This is a genomic window from Erythrobacter sp. S249 (assembly GCF_057364975.1).
This window is the reverse complement of sequence record NZ_CP200287.1, coordinates 1,858,694-1,871,892: the sequence shown is the minus strand read 5'-3', so window position 1 is coordinate 1,871,892 and position 13,199 is coordinate 1,858,694. Positions and strand designations below refer to the sequence as shown.

Here is a 13,199-nt window from a genome sequence, read left to right as displayed (position 1 = left end):
GCCTTATTTTTTGTCCCATAGTAAGGGCTCCTTCTAAAAAGAGACCTTGACCAAAACAGGTAACATCCGCAGTTTGCGAATGCTGCTAGACACAGCTGCTTTGCACCGGGTGGCCTCGAAACTACCCCGGCAAACGATAGGCCGGGCCTCATTTTTGGGGTCCGGCTTTTCGCTGTCCATCAGTATGTTGAATAACCTCGCGATTGGACGCAAGAGGTGTAACTTCGGGGATATCTCGGAAAAAGACGATCGAACATTTTGGGATCGTATACGAATGCCGCGACTCGTTTAAAATCCTGAACTCTTGAACCTTTTGCCGCTTTGTCACTTCCGGTGGATAAGTCATATTGTCCACAGGGGAGCCGCAACGATGCCTCGTTTGAGGGTCTTCAAAGTAAGCTAAATCTTGACTCACTTGGGTCAAAATCGACTTTCACAAAAGCAGCGATTCGCTGTAGCTGCCCCCCGGATCTGGGAGGCGACGGCTCGTGGTGAATTTTCCTACTCAGGTCGGCTTTGCTAGGAAGCCCGCGCTCTTTCACATCGTCAGACCCCAGCCAATTTTGATCGATAAATCCGATCATACGCTCCTGCGTTAATCGAATGCACTTTCGGCCCTGGACTGTGTTCCAGCCGTTCCAAGCGTGCCTCACCAGCGGTGAATGGAGTGAGGCTCTGCTGCCGCGCTACCATGAGCCCGTTCGAACCCGACAGGGTTCGCAAGGCCGCATTGGCCGCCCGCAGCGATGCGGCCTTCAGGCCGTGAGAGCGAGGAGACGCTGGTCCGGATGGACCTGCGTGATACCAAAGCCCTACAACCTCTCTTCCATCATCGCCTTCATGTCCGCCTCGGGACGCGGGCCATAGTGGGAGATCACCTCAGCCGCAGTGATCGCGCCGCGCTTCAGACAGCGCGTCAGCGGCTCACCCTTGGCATAGCCAGAGAGGAAGCCCGCCGCGAACTGATCGCCAGCCCCCGTGCTATCGACGACCTTGTCAATCGGCACAGCGGCAACCTCTGCGCGCTCGCCATGCGCAATCGCGATAGCGCCCTTCTCGCCGCGGGTGGCGACCAGAACCGGCACCTTGCCAGCGACCGCGGCGACGCCAGCCTCAAACTCAGCCTCACCAGTCAGCGTCGCAAGCTCGCTCTCATTGACGAACAGGATGTCGATCAGGCCCGCCTCGATCATCTCGCGGAAGTCGTCGCCATGGCGATCAATCACAAAGCTCTCGCTCGCGGTAAAGGCGATCTTGCGGCCCGCTGCGCGCGCGACCTCGATGGCGCGGCGCATCGCGCGGCGCGGCTCTTCCGGATCCCACAGATAGCCCTCGAGATAGAGGATCGCGCCGCTTGCGATCAGCTCTTCATCAAGTGCGGAAGCCGGGAGATACTGGCCTGCGCCAAGGAAGGTGTTCATCGTGCGCTCGCCATCGGGCGTTACGAAGATGAGGACGCGTCCCGTGGCAGGCTCTCCGCTGCGCGCGGCCGTGTCGAAATCGATGCCGGTGGCGCGCATATCGTGGCGGAACACCTTGCCCAGCTGATCATCCGCAACCTGGCCGATGAACGCGCATTGCATACCCAAAGTGGAAAGGCCCGCGAGTGTGTTCGCCGCTGATCCGCCAGACACCTCACGCGCAGGCGGCATCGCCTCGTACAGCTCATCCGCGCGCGCTTCGTCGACCAAAGTCATGCCGCCGCGATTGAGACCCAGCTCCTCGATCAGCTCCTCTTCGCAAGCGGCGATCACATCCACCACTGCATTGCCAATGGCGATCACATCATAACGCGGCTCGTTTACGGGTTCTGGCACAGCAAAGTCCTGTTTGGCTAAAAGTCTGAATTGCGCCGCAGCGCCTAGCCCGCTTGAGGGCGCAGGCCAAGTGTTACCGCACGACGGATCAGACCACTCCCGAGTTTGACTTGCGTGGGCGCATCTCGCAACGGTGGCGCTATGAAAGCGGTCATCACGGCATTGGCGAAGGGATTTGCGCAGCTGACCGACCGCGCCGTGCTCAAAGTGCTCGCCAAATCCCTGCTCATCACCTTGGCGATCTTCGCCGTGCTGGGTACCGGCATGTGGTTCGCGATTGATGCCATGGTGGAGCGCTGGATCGCGCCCTACAACAGCGGCGACTACACCGGCACGATCACCGCAGGCGTGACGGTGGTGGTCACATTGCTCATGGGCTGGTTGCTGTTCCGTATCGTCGCGCTCGCCGTGCTGCAGTTCTTCGCTGATGAGATCGTGCGCGCGGTGGAGCAGCGCCACTATCCAGACGCCGCCAGCTCCGCCCGAGACCTGCCGTTTCGCGAAGACCTCAGCAACAGTCTGCGCGGGATTGGCCGTGCCTTGGGCTTCAACCTGCTGGCGCTACCCATCGCGATCATCCTGTTGTTCACAGCCATCGGCCCCGCCTTGGTTTTCCTAATCGTCAACGCGGTGCTATTGGGGCGCGAACTCACTGATATGGCGTGGCTTCGGCATCGCCAGCCGGATGATACCGGCACTCCAGTGGGCCCGCTTCAGCGATTGGCGCTGGGCGGTGTGATTGTGGGATTGATGCTGGTGCCATTTGCAAATCTGCTTGCCCCAATCCTGGGCGCCGCTGCGGGAACCCATTTGACCCACCATGCGCGCGGCCGCTTGCCGCGAGATCAAAGGGGCGTTGATGCGTAAAGAGCTTGGGCTTGCGGCAACATTGCTGCTTGGCGCGTGTGCCAGCACCTCTGGCGGCGGGGCCACGCACACGCCGGGCGTCACCCGCACCGGGCCGCTGACCACCACAGTGCGCAGCGGAGATCAGCCGGCAGGCGGCGGGTTCAGACCGCCTACGGTACAAAATGCCGGCAATCTCGGCGGCGTAATTGGCGCGCGCGCAGAACAGCTCACCGCCAGCTTTGGCGATGCCCGCATTGACCTGGTCGAGGGGGATGCGCGCAAGCTGCAATTTGCAGGCGAAGGATGCGTGCTCGACGTCTTCCTCTATCCGCTGGAGCCGGGGCAAACGCCAACAGCAACCTATGTCGAGGCGCGCAATCCGGAAGGCGGCACCAGCGTGGATGAGGCGAGCTGCGTGCGCGATTTGGCCCGCCGCTAAAGGCCCCTCGGCGTAAGCGCCGCACACTATGGTAACCGGGCTTTAAGCACTTTTGCGGTAAGACTTCGCGCAATTGCGAAGGGACTTTGACACGCCATGACAACCCAATTTGCCGATCTCGCCCGCCGTGCCAGTGAAGACGGGCACATCTCTGCTGAGGAATTGCTCTCCTTGCGCCAGCTTGGCTGGGGCGATGGCATCATCCACCGCGCAGAAGCCGAAGCGATTTTCGCGATCAACAATGTGGTCGAAAACCCTAGCCCAGAATGGACCGACTTCTTCGTGGAGGCGATTGGCGAATTTGTCCTCAATGGCACCGACCCGCGCCTGATGTGCGACGAAGACGAAGCGAAATGGCTGATCGCTCAGATCGATCACGACGGCAAAGTCGACAGCATGGCGGAACTCGAAGCGATCGTTCGCATCGTTGAGCGCGCGCAAAACGTGCCAGACACGCTAAAGCACTATGCGCTGAAGCAGGTTGAAAACGAAGTGCTGACTGGCACTGGCCCTACCCGCGATGGCGGCGAATTGTCAGACACGCATATCAGCGCGTCTGAATGCAAGATCCTGCGCCGCCTGATCTTTGCCAGCGGCGGCCACGGCACAGCGGCCGTCACCCGGTTTGACGCAGAAATGCTGTTCCGCCTGAAAGACGCAACGAAAGACGATGCGAACGCGCCGGAATGGGCAGATCTGTTCGTCGATGGCATCGCGAACTATCTCAAAGGCTTCCACCTCGCCCATGCTCAGATCAGCCACGAACGCGCTAAAGAGCTAGAAGCGTTCATCGCCGACAACAAAGCGAATGTCGGCCGCTTCATGGGCAGAATGGCGAAAGCAGCGCCAGACGTCGCCAACAATTTTGGCAAAGTGTTCGGCAAAAAGGGCTCGAATTCTCAGTTCGAGGAACGCGCCGCAGAAGGCAATATCGTGACCGAAAACGAGAACGCCTGGCTGCAAGGCATGGTCGATGCCGACGGCGAACTGGATGCGCTTGAACAGGCACTAATCAAACGCCTTAGCGAAGAGGGTTAAGCTCAGTCGCTGAAGTCCAGTGGAGCTGCAGCTCCGCCTTGCTTCGGCGTGGGCCCGCTTGGTGGCACAGCCGGGACAGCAATGCCTGATTCGGGCGGTTTCTTGCGGCGAAGGTCCATCCGATCACGCAACTTTTGCAGATGCGCGAATTCCGCTTTCAGCAGCAGCCTCTCTTTCTCTTGAGCTGTGCGATCAATTCTCTTGGTAAGTTTGACTATCTCCCGATCAATTGCGCGCAGCACTCTCTCTATCGCGAGAGCCTCGCCACCTTTGATTTCTGTAGATCGATCACTGAGCGAAACACCTAGGAGCTTTTCGCGCGCACGTGCACGTCGTCTGGTTTCGCGTTTGCGCTGTTCAATGTCGCGCATGACATCTTGATAGCGCTCTTGGCGGCTTTGTTGCTTACGAGCCATGAGGGTGTACTATCATACTAATACACAATTAGCCAGCAAGCAATCAGCCTACACCATAAAGCTCTCGCCGCAGCCGCAAGCGCCCTTGGCATTGGGGTTCTCGAAAGTGAACCCGGCGGTGAAATCATCCTCAACCCAATCCATGATTGAGCCGACCAGATAGAGCACGCTCGCGCCGTCGATGTAGAAGATGCCGCCCGGCGTCTCGATCTTCTCGTCCATTGCGACCTCTTCGGTGACGTAATCAACCGAATAGGCAAGGCCTGAGCAGCCGCGGCGCGGCGTCGACAGCTTTACGCCAATCGCATCTTCAGGCGCTTTGCTCATCAACTCAGCCACGCGCGCCTCCGCGCCTTTGGTCAGGGTGACGGCCGCAGGGATCTTGCGCGTTTTGGTTTTGATATCGGTCATGCCGCCAGCTCCTTCTGCCAAAACAAAGCATGGCCTTTGTTTGGGTCCAGTTGATAATCGCCGTAACCCAAAGAGCTGTATAGGGCCTTGGCAGGCTCATTCCCGCTCAGAACTTCCAGCGTGACTTTGCACGCTCCATTTTGGGCTGCGATACTCTCAATCTCGGCGAACAATGCTTTGCCCAAGCCCTTCCCGCGATAGGCCGTTTTGACCACAATATCGTGAATGTTGACGAGTAACCTTGCAGAAAACGTCGAGAATCCAAAAAAACAATTTGCCAGCGCTGCCGGCTCCCCATCGCAATACGCTATCAGGGAGAAAGCGTTCTGTTGCTCCTGCAGACGCGCAGCAAGGTTGGCGCGAACTTCGGGATCGAGGGGGGCTCCTCCTCCCATTGGATCGAGCGCATAATAGCCCAGCAAATCAACCAGGTCTTCGGCATCCTGTCGGTCAGCATAGTCGGCTTTTTTTATTTTCACTGCACTCATCACAGCATTCCTAACTCAAGCCGCGCTTCATCCGTCATCTTATCCGGGCCCCAAGGCGGATCCCATACCAGATCAACTTCAGCATCGCGAATGCCCGGCACGCTGGCCGCACGCAGCTCCACTTCACCCGGCATGGTTTCGGCAACCGGGCAATGCGGCGTTGTCAGCGTCATAGTGACGGTCACATCAGCTTCGTCATCAACCTCCACGCCGTAGATCAGACCAAGGTCATAGATGTTGACGGGTATCTCGGGATCGTAAATTTCCTTGAGCGCATCGACCACCGCCTGTTGCAAATCGCTGCCCGCGCCGCCGACTTCGCCGGTCGCGGGTGCCTTAGCCAGAAAGCCCTCTAGATAGTCGCGCTTGCGCGGCTCGTCAGACGCGGCCTGAACCTCGGCATCAGGGTCAATCGCATCGTCCACCCGCGCGCGCTTTGGCTTGTTGGCCAATACGTCTTCATTCGGCGCAGGGGCCGCGACAAACTCGGTGTCATTTTCTGGCTTGTTCATTGCGAAGTTCCCAAAAACAAACGACGCGTCCGCGCAATGCCTTCGAGCAGCGCATCAACATCATCATCATTCGAATAGAGCGCGAAACTGGCCCGCGCTGTTGCTGGCACGCCCAGATGCTCCATCAGGGGCTGTGCGCAATGGTGTCCCGCGCGGATAGCGACATTGGCCTCGTCGAGGATGGTGCCAAGATCATGCGGGTGAATATCATCGATCGCAAAGCTGACGATGCCCGCGCTGTCCGCAGGGCCGAACAGGCGCACATCATTCATCGCGCCCAGTTCATTGCGCAGCCGAGCAACCAAAGCGCTTTCGCGCGCGTGAATCTGGCCCAAGCCCACTTCGCTGACATAATCAGCCGCCGCTGCAAAAGCGATCGCCTCAGCAATGGCAGGGGTGCCCGCCTCAAACCGCTGCGGCGCAGGGGCATAGGTGGTCTTTTCAAAGGTCACGCGGTCAATCATTGCGCCGCCGCCCTCCCACGGGGGCATAGCGTCCAGAATGTCCGCCCTCGCCCACAGCGCGCCGATCCCGGTCGGGCCGTAAAGCTTGTGCGCGGAGAAGACGTAGAAGTCGCAAGCCAGCGCCGCCACATCGACCGGCATATGCGGGGCCGACTGACAACCATCCAGCAGCAGCTTCGCACCGACCTTATGCGCCAGATCAGCCGCACGCTTCGCGTCCAGAACAGAGCCCAGAACGTTGGAGACATGGCCAAAGGCGACGAGCTTGTGCCGCTCGGTCAGCATGGCTTCGGCGGCGTTCAGATCAATTTGGTGATCATCGGTCAGCGGGCACACGTCGATATACGCGCCGACACGCTCGGCGAGCATTTGCCACGGCACAATATTGGAGTGATGCTCCAGCTGAGAGAGCAAAATCCGGTCGCCAGCGCCGATATTGGCTTCGCCCCAGGTGTTTGCTACCAGGTTGATTGCCTCGGTCGCGCCGCGCGTGAAGACCAGCTCGTTTTCCTGCCCGCCAATGAAGCGCGCAATCGTGCGCCGCGCGCCTTCATAGGCTGCGGTCATTTCCGCAGAGCGCGCATAAACGCCGCGGTGAACGGTCGCATAATCCTCGCCCATCGCGCGGGCCATCGCATCAATCACCGCCTGCGGCTTTTGCGAGGTCGCGGCGGTATCGAGATAATGCCACGGCGAACCGTCCCGGCCGACAAGACCAGGAAAGTCGGCTCGGCGCAGATCACCAGCATCGCGGGTCAAGGCAGCGGGCGCGTTCACAGTGCGCTCCTCTCCAGCGCGGCCAGCGCCACATCCAGCAGCTGCGCCTGCGCATCCGTGTCGCCCATTGCCACCAGAGCATCGCCAAGAAAGGCCTGCACAAGCAAACGCTGCGCTACATCAGGAGCAATACCGCGTGCGGCCATATAATACCGTGCGCTCTCGTCGAGCTGGCCCATGGTCGCGCCGTGTGCGCATTTCACATCATCGGCGAAGATCTCAAGCTGAGGGACGGCATTGGCGCTCGCGCCTTTTTCTAGCAGCAGCGCTTTGAAGTCCTGCGCAGCGTCCGTCTTTTGCGCATGGCGCGCGACGTTGATCTCGCCCAGGAAATTGCCAGAGGCAGTGCCCCAATGCACGCTGCGCACGGTCTGGTTGCTGGTCCCATCGGGCTCTGCATGAACGGTCTTGGTTACGAATTCGCGGGTGGCATCGCCGCCGCCAATCGTCACGCAGCCAAACTCGAAATGCGCAGCGCGTGCCAATGTCACTTCGATCTCTAACCGGGCTGAGCCGCTGGCTGCGTTGACCGCGAAGAACTCCGCCCGCGCGCCTTCGCCCAGCGCCACGCGCAGCCGCGTGACCGCAGGCGCATCGCCGTCTAGCACAAAGGTCTCACGGTGCGTCTCACCCGCGGCCACGGAAACCTCTCGCCAAGCGTTCAGCGCCTCAGCGCCAATCGCCTCTGCCGCCGCAATATCGGCATAGCGCCAGGCCTCATCGTGCCGGGTTGGAAGAGTGGCCAGTTCGCTCATGAGCCAACCTTTCGCATAAAGATCAGAGAGTAAACGTAGCTCGCAACAACCACGGCGCAGATCGCCGTTGCACGGTAAGGTTCTTCAACCATTTTGAATGCGACGTAACAGCCGATCGCACGTCCAACCGCGTGATAAACTCCGACCTTATCATCGGCTGCCCAACCATAAGGGATCCAAATCACACCTGCGAGGATTGCCATACCCAGCACGACCAGATCGGGCTCGCCCGAGAGCTGCGCGCCAAACAGGACGACAGGCACGGTCACCGCGATTCCAACAATCGAGAGCAGAAACATCTTCACAAGCGGGTTCTCACCGCCAGAGAAAAGGTTCTTCCCCTGAAGTTTGTCGAGCGTGAAAGCGATCGGCATAATACCCATCATAATATAGAGCGCCAATGTGCCCACGGTGGCATCGGGCAAGCTCAATGCCGCAATGCCCAAGCCGGCCCAACAAATCATGCCGGCAATCGGCATGGATTTCGTGCCCGTTGCGCGAAAATCCGCGTGGAGCGATTCTAGGGATGCTGTGCGATCCATCACGCCGCCGCCCCGAGGTTTTCGGCCATAACCGCGTCATAGCCTTCGTTCTCAAGCCGCAGAGCTAGCTCTGGGCCGCCGGTTTCGATAATCCGGCCATCGGCCAGCACGCTCACCAAGTCAGGCTTCACGACGTCGAGCAGACGTTGGTAGTGGGTGATCAGCAGCACGCCCTTATCCGCTGCGCCGCCTTGCGGACGCATGATGGCATTGATGCCCTCACCCACCACGCGCAGTGCATCGATGTCGAGGCCGCTATCGGTCTCGTCCAGCACCGCCAGCGACGGGGCAAGAATGCCCATTTGCACCATTTCCGCGCGCTTTTTCTCGCCGCCGGAAAAGCCGACATTCACGTGCCGCTTTAGCATGTCCATATCCATGCCAAGCAGTCCTGCCTTTTCCTTAGCGAGCTTCAGAAACTCGCCGCCGGACAATGGCTCTTCGCCGCGCACTTTGCGCTGAGCGTTCAGCGCCTCGCGCAGAAATTGCACATTGGATACACCGGGGATCTCAACCGGATATTGGAAGCCCAAAAACAGGCCAGCAGCGGCGCGCTCATGCGGGTCCAGATCAAGCAGGTCTTGGCCCATGAACTCGACGCTGCCGCCGGTCACTTCGTAACCCGGCTTTCCGCCCAGCACATTGGCGAGCGTCGATTTGCCCGCGCCATTGGGGCCCATAATCGCGTGCACCTGGCCAGGGCGAATCTCGAGGCTCAGCCCCTTTAGGATTGCTTTGCCGGCGGTTTCGGCGTGGAGGTTTTTAATCTTCAGCATTGGACATGTTCTCTTTGCAAAATGGTTGTCGCCAGCCCAGCTCAATCGCGGCGGCGGGGGTAATCTTGGTTGGGGTTTTCTTCGCGGTGGGCCCGCGCGGCGTCTTTCTTGTCGCCAATGCGCATGCGCATGCCGATCGTGATGCGTTCCAGCACCTTGTCCATGTTTTCCAGGATGTGCTCAGCCTTGATCCGCATCACGCGAATGCCGACCGCCTCCAGACTTTTGTCGCGGCGCTTGGAGATCGCCAGATCGTCATCTTCTTCCTCAATGATGATCGCCATGCCCAAATTGTGGCAGTTGAAGTCAACAATTGCGCTGCCGACAACGGCGAAACGTTTGAAGGTGTATTTGCCCATGTCGGCCTCGGCAAAGCGCTTAGCGAGCGCCTTGTTGGCGGGCGAGGCGAAGCGCCGCATTTCGCGCGCACGATCATGCAGCGCGTCGAGGCGCTTGTCGGAGATTTTCCAGCCGCGCCCCTTCTTGTTGAGGGTCTCAGGATCAATCGCCTCGTCAGAAGGCTTGAGGGCGAGTTTCTTGCGTTCGGTCATGCGCCCGCTCCCGTGAAATTGTAGATGTTCTTGTCAACGAATTCGGCCAGCAGCAGCATGACCACGATCACAGCCAAAGTGCGCCATAGCGGAAAGCCCTTTTTCTGCTTGGCGGCTTGCGCACTTGTCTGTGCGACCAAAGCCGCATCGGCGTCTTCTCGTGCTTTTGCAGCAGCGCTGGCGGCCTGCTTGCGTTCATACTCAATAGTGCCCTCGGCATTATCAAGCAGCTCCTGCGCCCAGTCCATCCGCCCGAAAGACGGGCCCTGACCTTCATAGCCATAGCCACCAAAATCGCGCACCAAAGTTCCCATAAGCAGGCAATAGGGCGCAAAGAATTTTTGCGGAATGCGCGGGCCAAAGCCGACATTCATATTGTGATCGCCATCTTTGACGCGAAATTCAGAACCAATCTCTTCGAGATGTTCGTTGGTGTCTTCAGTAATCCGGTGATCCGGAAATTTGGCGCCATAGGGCTGGCAGTAAACTTCCATCTCCTGAAATTCACCCATGAACTCAACGTGGAAGCTCAGGAAGCCGTCAAATTCTTGCATCGGATCATCGAGTTTTTGATCGCCTTGAAGCAGCACACGCAAAGGGTAGCCGCGCTGCTGCAGCGCCGCATTCATCTGGCCAAAGCTCGGCCATTTGCCCTGTGGGACAGAAACTTCGTAAGTGAGGCTCACCCGGCGCTCCTGTCGAAGCCATTTTTTGCATTGCCCCAAACGTGGCCCTTTTTGGTGAGCGCGGGCATTCTGGAGTCGGAAGTATCCTTGAGGCCGAGGGTTTTGCGATCAGTCATTAGAAAGCCGGTTCTTCACATCAGTCGAAACTTGATCGACCTGTTTGTCCCACCAGACTTCGACATTTTCGCCATCTTGCTCAGCGCGGCACGCAGCCTGAAAATCAAATTTATCCATGTGCTCGAGCGCAGCGGCACGAAACTTGTCTAGTTTTTGAAGAAAGCCCTCAGGGAGATCTTTCCATTGGCGATCACCGGTGACGAGCTGTTCATGTGTTTCAACTGCCTGCTTATAGATATGCATGAAATCGTTATTGAATTCTGCGGCGGTATTGGACTTCGGAAAAGTCTCTTTCCACCACACGACTTGCTCTTTTACCGATTGCAAGAAGGATAGAAGCTCATTGTAACGCGCCCTTGTCGCTTCGAGGCTTTGCGGGTCTTCTTTCGACATCACCCCACACTCCCCTCAAGCGAGATCGCCTTGTCGTCACCCTGGACTTGATCCGGGGTCCCGCTTAATTCGAGTGCTGCGCCAGCAAGAAGCTGGACCCCGGCTAGGGGGCCGGGGTGACGGTGATTGATGGGATTGAGCAGGATCATCCAACCGATCCTTCCAAGGAAATCGCCAGCAGCTTCTGCGCCTCGACGGCGAATTCCATCGGCAGCTCTTTCAGCACATCCTTGGCAAAGCCGTTGACGATCAGGGCCACCGCCTCTTCCTCGTCCAGCCCGCGTTGCTGCGCGTAGAACATTTGCTCTTCGCTGATCTTGCTGGTGGTCGCCTCGTGCTCGATCTGAGCGCCGGGGTTCTTCACCTCGATATAAGGCACGGTGTGCGCGCCGCATTCATCACCTAGCAGCAGGCTGTCACACTGCGTGAAATTGCGCACGCCGTCGGCATTGGGGCCAACCCGCACAAGGCCGCGATAGGTGTTGTTCGACTTGCCCGCCGAGATACCTTTGGAGATGATGGTCGAGCGCGAGCCCTTGCCATTATGGATCATCTTCGTGCCGGTGTCGGCCTGTTGGAAATTGTTGGTGACGGCAACCGAGTAGAACTCGCCCACGCTGTCTTCGCCGTTGAGCACGCAGGATGGATATTTCCACGTCACAGCAGAGCCGGTTTCAACCTGCGTCCAGCTGATCTTGGAGCGGTCGCCCTGGCACAGCCCGCGTTTGGTCACGAAATTGTAGATCCCGCCCACGCCTTCGCTGTTGCCGGGATACCAGTTTTGCACGGTCGAATATTTGATCTCGGCGTCTTCCATCGCGACCAATTCGACCACGGCGGCGTGTAGCTGGTTTTCGTCACGCATCGGCGCGGTGCAGCCTTCGAGATAGGAGACGTAAGAGCCCTTTTCAGCGATAATCAGGGTCCGCTCAAACTGGCCGGTATTCTCCGCATTGATGCGGAAATAGGTGCTGAGCTCCATCGGGCAGCGCACGCCCTCTGGCACATAGACGAAGGTGCCATCGGAAAAGATCGCGCAGTTCAATGTCGCGAAGTAATTGTCGCGCTGAGGCACGACCTTGCCGAGCCATTTTTTGACCAGCTCGGGATATTCTTTGATCGCCTCGGAAATCGACAGGAAGATGACACCCGCCTTCTTCAGCTCTTCGCGGAAGGTGGTCGCGACGCTGACGCTGTCAAACACGGCATCGACCGCCACTTTCTTGGCACCTTTGACCCCGGCCAGCACTTCCTGCTCGCCCAGCGGAATGCCGAGCTTATCGTAGACCGCCTTGATATCGGGATCGAGATCGTCGAGCGAATCCAGCTCGACCTTCTTGGTCGGCGCGGCGTAATAATAGGCGTCTTGATAGTCGATTTTCGGATAGCCAACCTTGGCCCAATCCGGCTCTTCCATCTGTTCCCACAGACGGAACGCCTTCAGACGCCAATCGAGCATCCATTCCGGCTCGCCCTTTTTGCCCGAGATGAACCGCACGGTATCCTCGGTGAGGCCCTTTTCGGCAAACTCAGTGTCGATTTCCGCCGACCAGCCATGCTCATATTCCGCCACATTGGCCGCTGCCTCTTTGGCCTCGGCGTCCATTTCAGGCGCATCGGACAGTGGGTTTTCCTGAATATCGAGATTATCGCTCATGCCAGTTCCTCTGCATGCACCAGCTGCGTCAGCGGGATATCCGCCAAGGCGCCGCGCAATGCGGTGTTGATGATCGGCCAATGCGGTTTCATTTCGCAAGCGGCCTCAAAGTCGCAATCGTTGGAATCAATACAGGCGGTGAGGGCGATTGGCCCCTCCACCGCTTCGATGATGTCGGCCACGCTGATCGCGGCGGCCGGGCGGGCCAATTGCAATCCGCCATGCGCGCCGCGAACCGAGCGCAGCAAATGCGCAGCTGTAAGCTTTGATACGAGCCGCTGAACCGTGGGGACGGGCAGGCCCGATTCCTTCGCCAATTCAGCCGCGCTCACCCGCCCATCGCCGCAATGGCTGGCGGCCTGACGCATGATAATCACAGCGTAATCGGCAAGGTTTGAAAGGCGCATGGCTCGCTACGTTTTACAGAGTGATGACACAGCCAAAACTCTTAATCGGACAGATTCGTTCCGAATTGCAATTAGGAGCGAATCTGTCCGAATTCAACGCAAAT

Annotated in this window: 17 protein-coding genes; 3 read left to right on the top strand and 14 right to left on the bottom strand. The window is 58.7% G+C overall.

Annotation, left to right across the window (positions count from 1 at the left end):
- Nucleotides 1-812: 812 nt before the first annotated feature.
- On the bottom strand, nt 813-1,817 hold the full coding sequence (locus AC0V6V_RS08900; RefSeq protein ID WP_486165036.1) for an adenosine kinase: 1,005 nt from the start codon (nt 1,815-1,817) through the stop codon (nt 813-815).
- A gap of 141 nt (nt 1,818-1,958) precedes the next feature.
- Here AC0V6V_RS08900 and AC0V6V_RS08895 point away from each other — a divergent pair, with 141 nt between their 5' ends.
- The 3 genes from AC0V6V_RS08895 (at nt 1,959) to AC0V6V_RS08885 (ending at nt 4,143) form a co-directional block, all read left to right on the top strand.
- A complete protein-coding gene (locus AC0V6V_RS08895; protein WP_486165035.1) occupies nt 1,959-2,684 on the top strand; it encodes an EI24 domain-containing protein in 726 nt (241 codons plus the stop codon).
- A complete protein-coding gene (locus AC0V6V_RS08890; RefSeq protein ID WP_486165034.1) occupies nt 2,677-3,105 on the top strand; it encodes a hypothetical protein in 429 nt (142 codons plus the stop codon). The genes AC0V6V_RS08895 and AC0V6V_RS08890 overlap by 8 nt, the downstream gene beginning before the upstream one ends.
- Before the next feature lie 96 nt (nt 3,106-3,201).
- On the top strand, nt 3,202-4,143 hold the full coding sequence (locus tag AC0V6V_RS08885; RefSeq protein WP_486165033.1) for a hypothetical protein: 942 nt from the start codon (nt 3,202-3,204) through the stop codon (nt 4,141-4,143).
- Nucleotides 4,144-4,145: 2 nt separating this feature from the next.
- Here the strand turns inward: AC0V6V_RS08885 and AC0V6V_RS08880 are convergent, their stop codons facing one another.
- The 13 genes from AC0V6V_RS08880 to AC0V6V_RS08820 all read right to left on the bottom strand — a co-directional run bounded on the left by AC0V6V_RS08880 (nt 4,146) and on the right by AC0V6V_RS08820 (nt 13,095).
- Entirely contained in the window at nt 4,146-4,559 is a 414-nt protein-coding gene (locus AC0V6V_RS08880; protein ID WP_486165032.1) for a hypothetical protein, read from the bottom strand.
- 48 nt (nt 4,560-4,607) lie between these two features.
- Nucleotides 4,608-4,970 carry a HesB/IscA family protein gene (locus AC0V6V_RS08875; RefSeq protein WP_486165031.1) on the bottom strand — a complete coding sequence of 121 codons (363 nt, stop codon included), beginning with the start codon at nt 4,968-4,970 and terminating at the stop codon, nt 4,608-4,610.
- Nucleotides 4,967-5,458, bottom strand: a complete 492-nt coding sequence (locus AC0V6V_RS08870; protein WP_486165030.1) for a GNAT family N-acetyltransferase — start codon at nt 5,456-5,458, stop codon at nt 4,967-4,969. Before AC0V6V_RS08870 ends, AC0V6V_RS08875 begins: the two co-directional genes overlap by 4 nt.
- The gene (locus tag AC0V6V_RS08865; protein ID WP_486165029.1) at nt 5,458-5,970 is read right to left on the bottom strand and encodes an SUF system Fe-S cluster assembly protein; all 513 of its coding nucleotides are present in this window, start codon (nt 5,968-5,970) and stop codon (nt 5,458-5,460) included. The genes AC0V6V_RS08870 and AC0V6V_RS08865 overlap by 1 nt, the downstream gene beginning before the upstream one ends.
- Nucleotides 5,967-7,211 carry an aminotransferase class V-fold PLP-dependent enzyme gene (locus AC0V6V_RS08860; RefSeq protein WP_486165028.1) on the bottom strand — a complete coding sequence of 415 codons (1,245 nt, stop codon included), beginning with the start codon at nt 7,209-7,211 and terminating at the stop codon, nt 5,967-5,969. The genes AC0V6V_RS08865 and AC0V6V_RS08860 overlap by 4 nt, the downstream gene beginning before the upstream one ends.
- Nucleotides 7,208-7,966 carry a SufD family Fe-S cluster assembly protein gene (locus tag AC0V6V_RS08855; RefSeq protein WP_486165027.1) on the bottom strand — a complete coding sequence of 253 codons (759 nt, stop codon included), beginning with the start codon at nt 7,964-7,966 and terminating at the stop codon, nt 7,208-7,210. Before AC0V6V_RS08855 ends, AC0V6V_RS08860 begins: the two co-directional genes overlap by 4 nt.
- Nucleotides 7,963-8,508, bottom strand: a complete 546-nt coding sequence (locus tag AC0V6V_RS08850; protein ID WP_486165026.1) for a DUF7010 family protein — start codon at nt 8,506-8,508, stop codon at nt 7,963-7,965. Before AC0V6V_RS08850 ends, AC0V6V_RS08855 begins: the two co-directional genes overlap by 4 nt.
- On the bottom strand, nt 8,508-9,284 hold the full coding sequence (sufC, locus tag AC0V6V_RS08845; RefSeq protein ID WP_486165025.1) for a Fe-S cluster assembly ATPase SufC: 777 nt from the start codon (nt 9,282-9,284) through the stop codon (nt 8,508-8,510). The genes AC0V6V_RS08850 and sufC overlap by 1 nt, the downstream gene beginning before the upstream one ends.
- Before the next feature lie 41 nt (nt 9,285-9,325).
- The gene (locus AC0V6V_RS08840) at nt 9,326-9,835 is read right to left on the bottom strand and encodes a DUF559 domain-containing protein (RefSeq protein WP_486165024.1); all 510 of its coding nucleotides are present in this window, start codon (nt 9,833-9,835) and stop codon (nt 9,326-9,328) included.
- On the bottom strand, nt 9,832-10,521 hold the full coding sequence (locus AC0V6V_RS08835) for a hypothetical protein (protein ID WP_486165023.1): 690 nt from the start codon (nt 10,519-10,521) through the stop codon (nt 9,832-9,834). The genes AC0V6V_RS08840 and AC0V6V_RS08835 overlap by 4 nt, the downstream gene beginning before the upstream one ends.
- Before the next feature lie 108 nt (nt 10,522-10,629).
- Nucleotides 10,630-11,031 carry a hypothetical protein gene (locus AC0V6V_RS08830; protein ID WP_486165022.1) on the bottom strand — a complete coding sequence of 134 codons (402 nt, stop codon included), beginning with the start codon at nt 11,029-11,031 and terminating at the stop codon, nt 10,630-10,632.
- 145 nt (nt 11,032-11,176) lie between these two features.
- A complete protein-coding gene (sufB, locus tag AC0V6V_RS08825) occupies nt 11,177-12,688 on the bottom strand; it encodes a Fe-S cluster assembly protein SufB (protein ID WP_486165021.1) in 1,512 nt (503 codons plus the stop codon).
- Entirely contained in the window at nt 12,685-13,095 is a 411-nt protein-coding gene (locus AC0V6V_RS08820) for an SUF system Fe-S cluster assembly regulator (protein ID WP_486137763.1), read from the bottom strand. Before AC0V6V_RS08820 ends, sufB begins: the two co-directional genes overlap by 4 nt.
- Between the last annotated feature and the right edge of the window lie 104 nt (nt 13,096-13,199).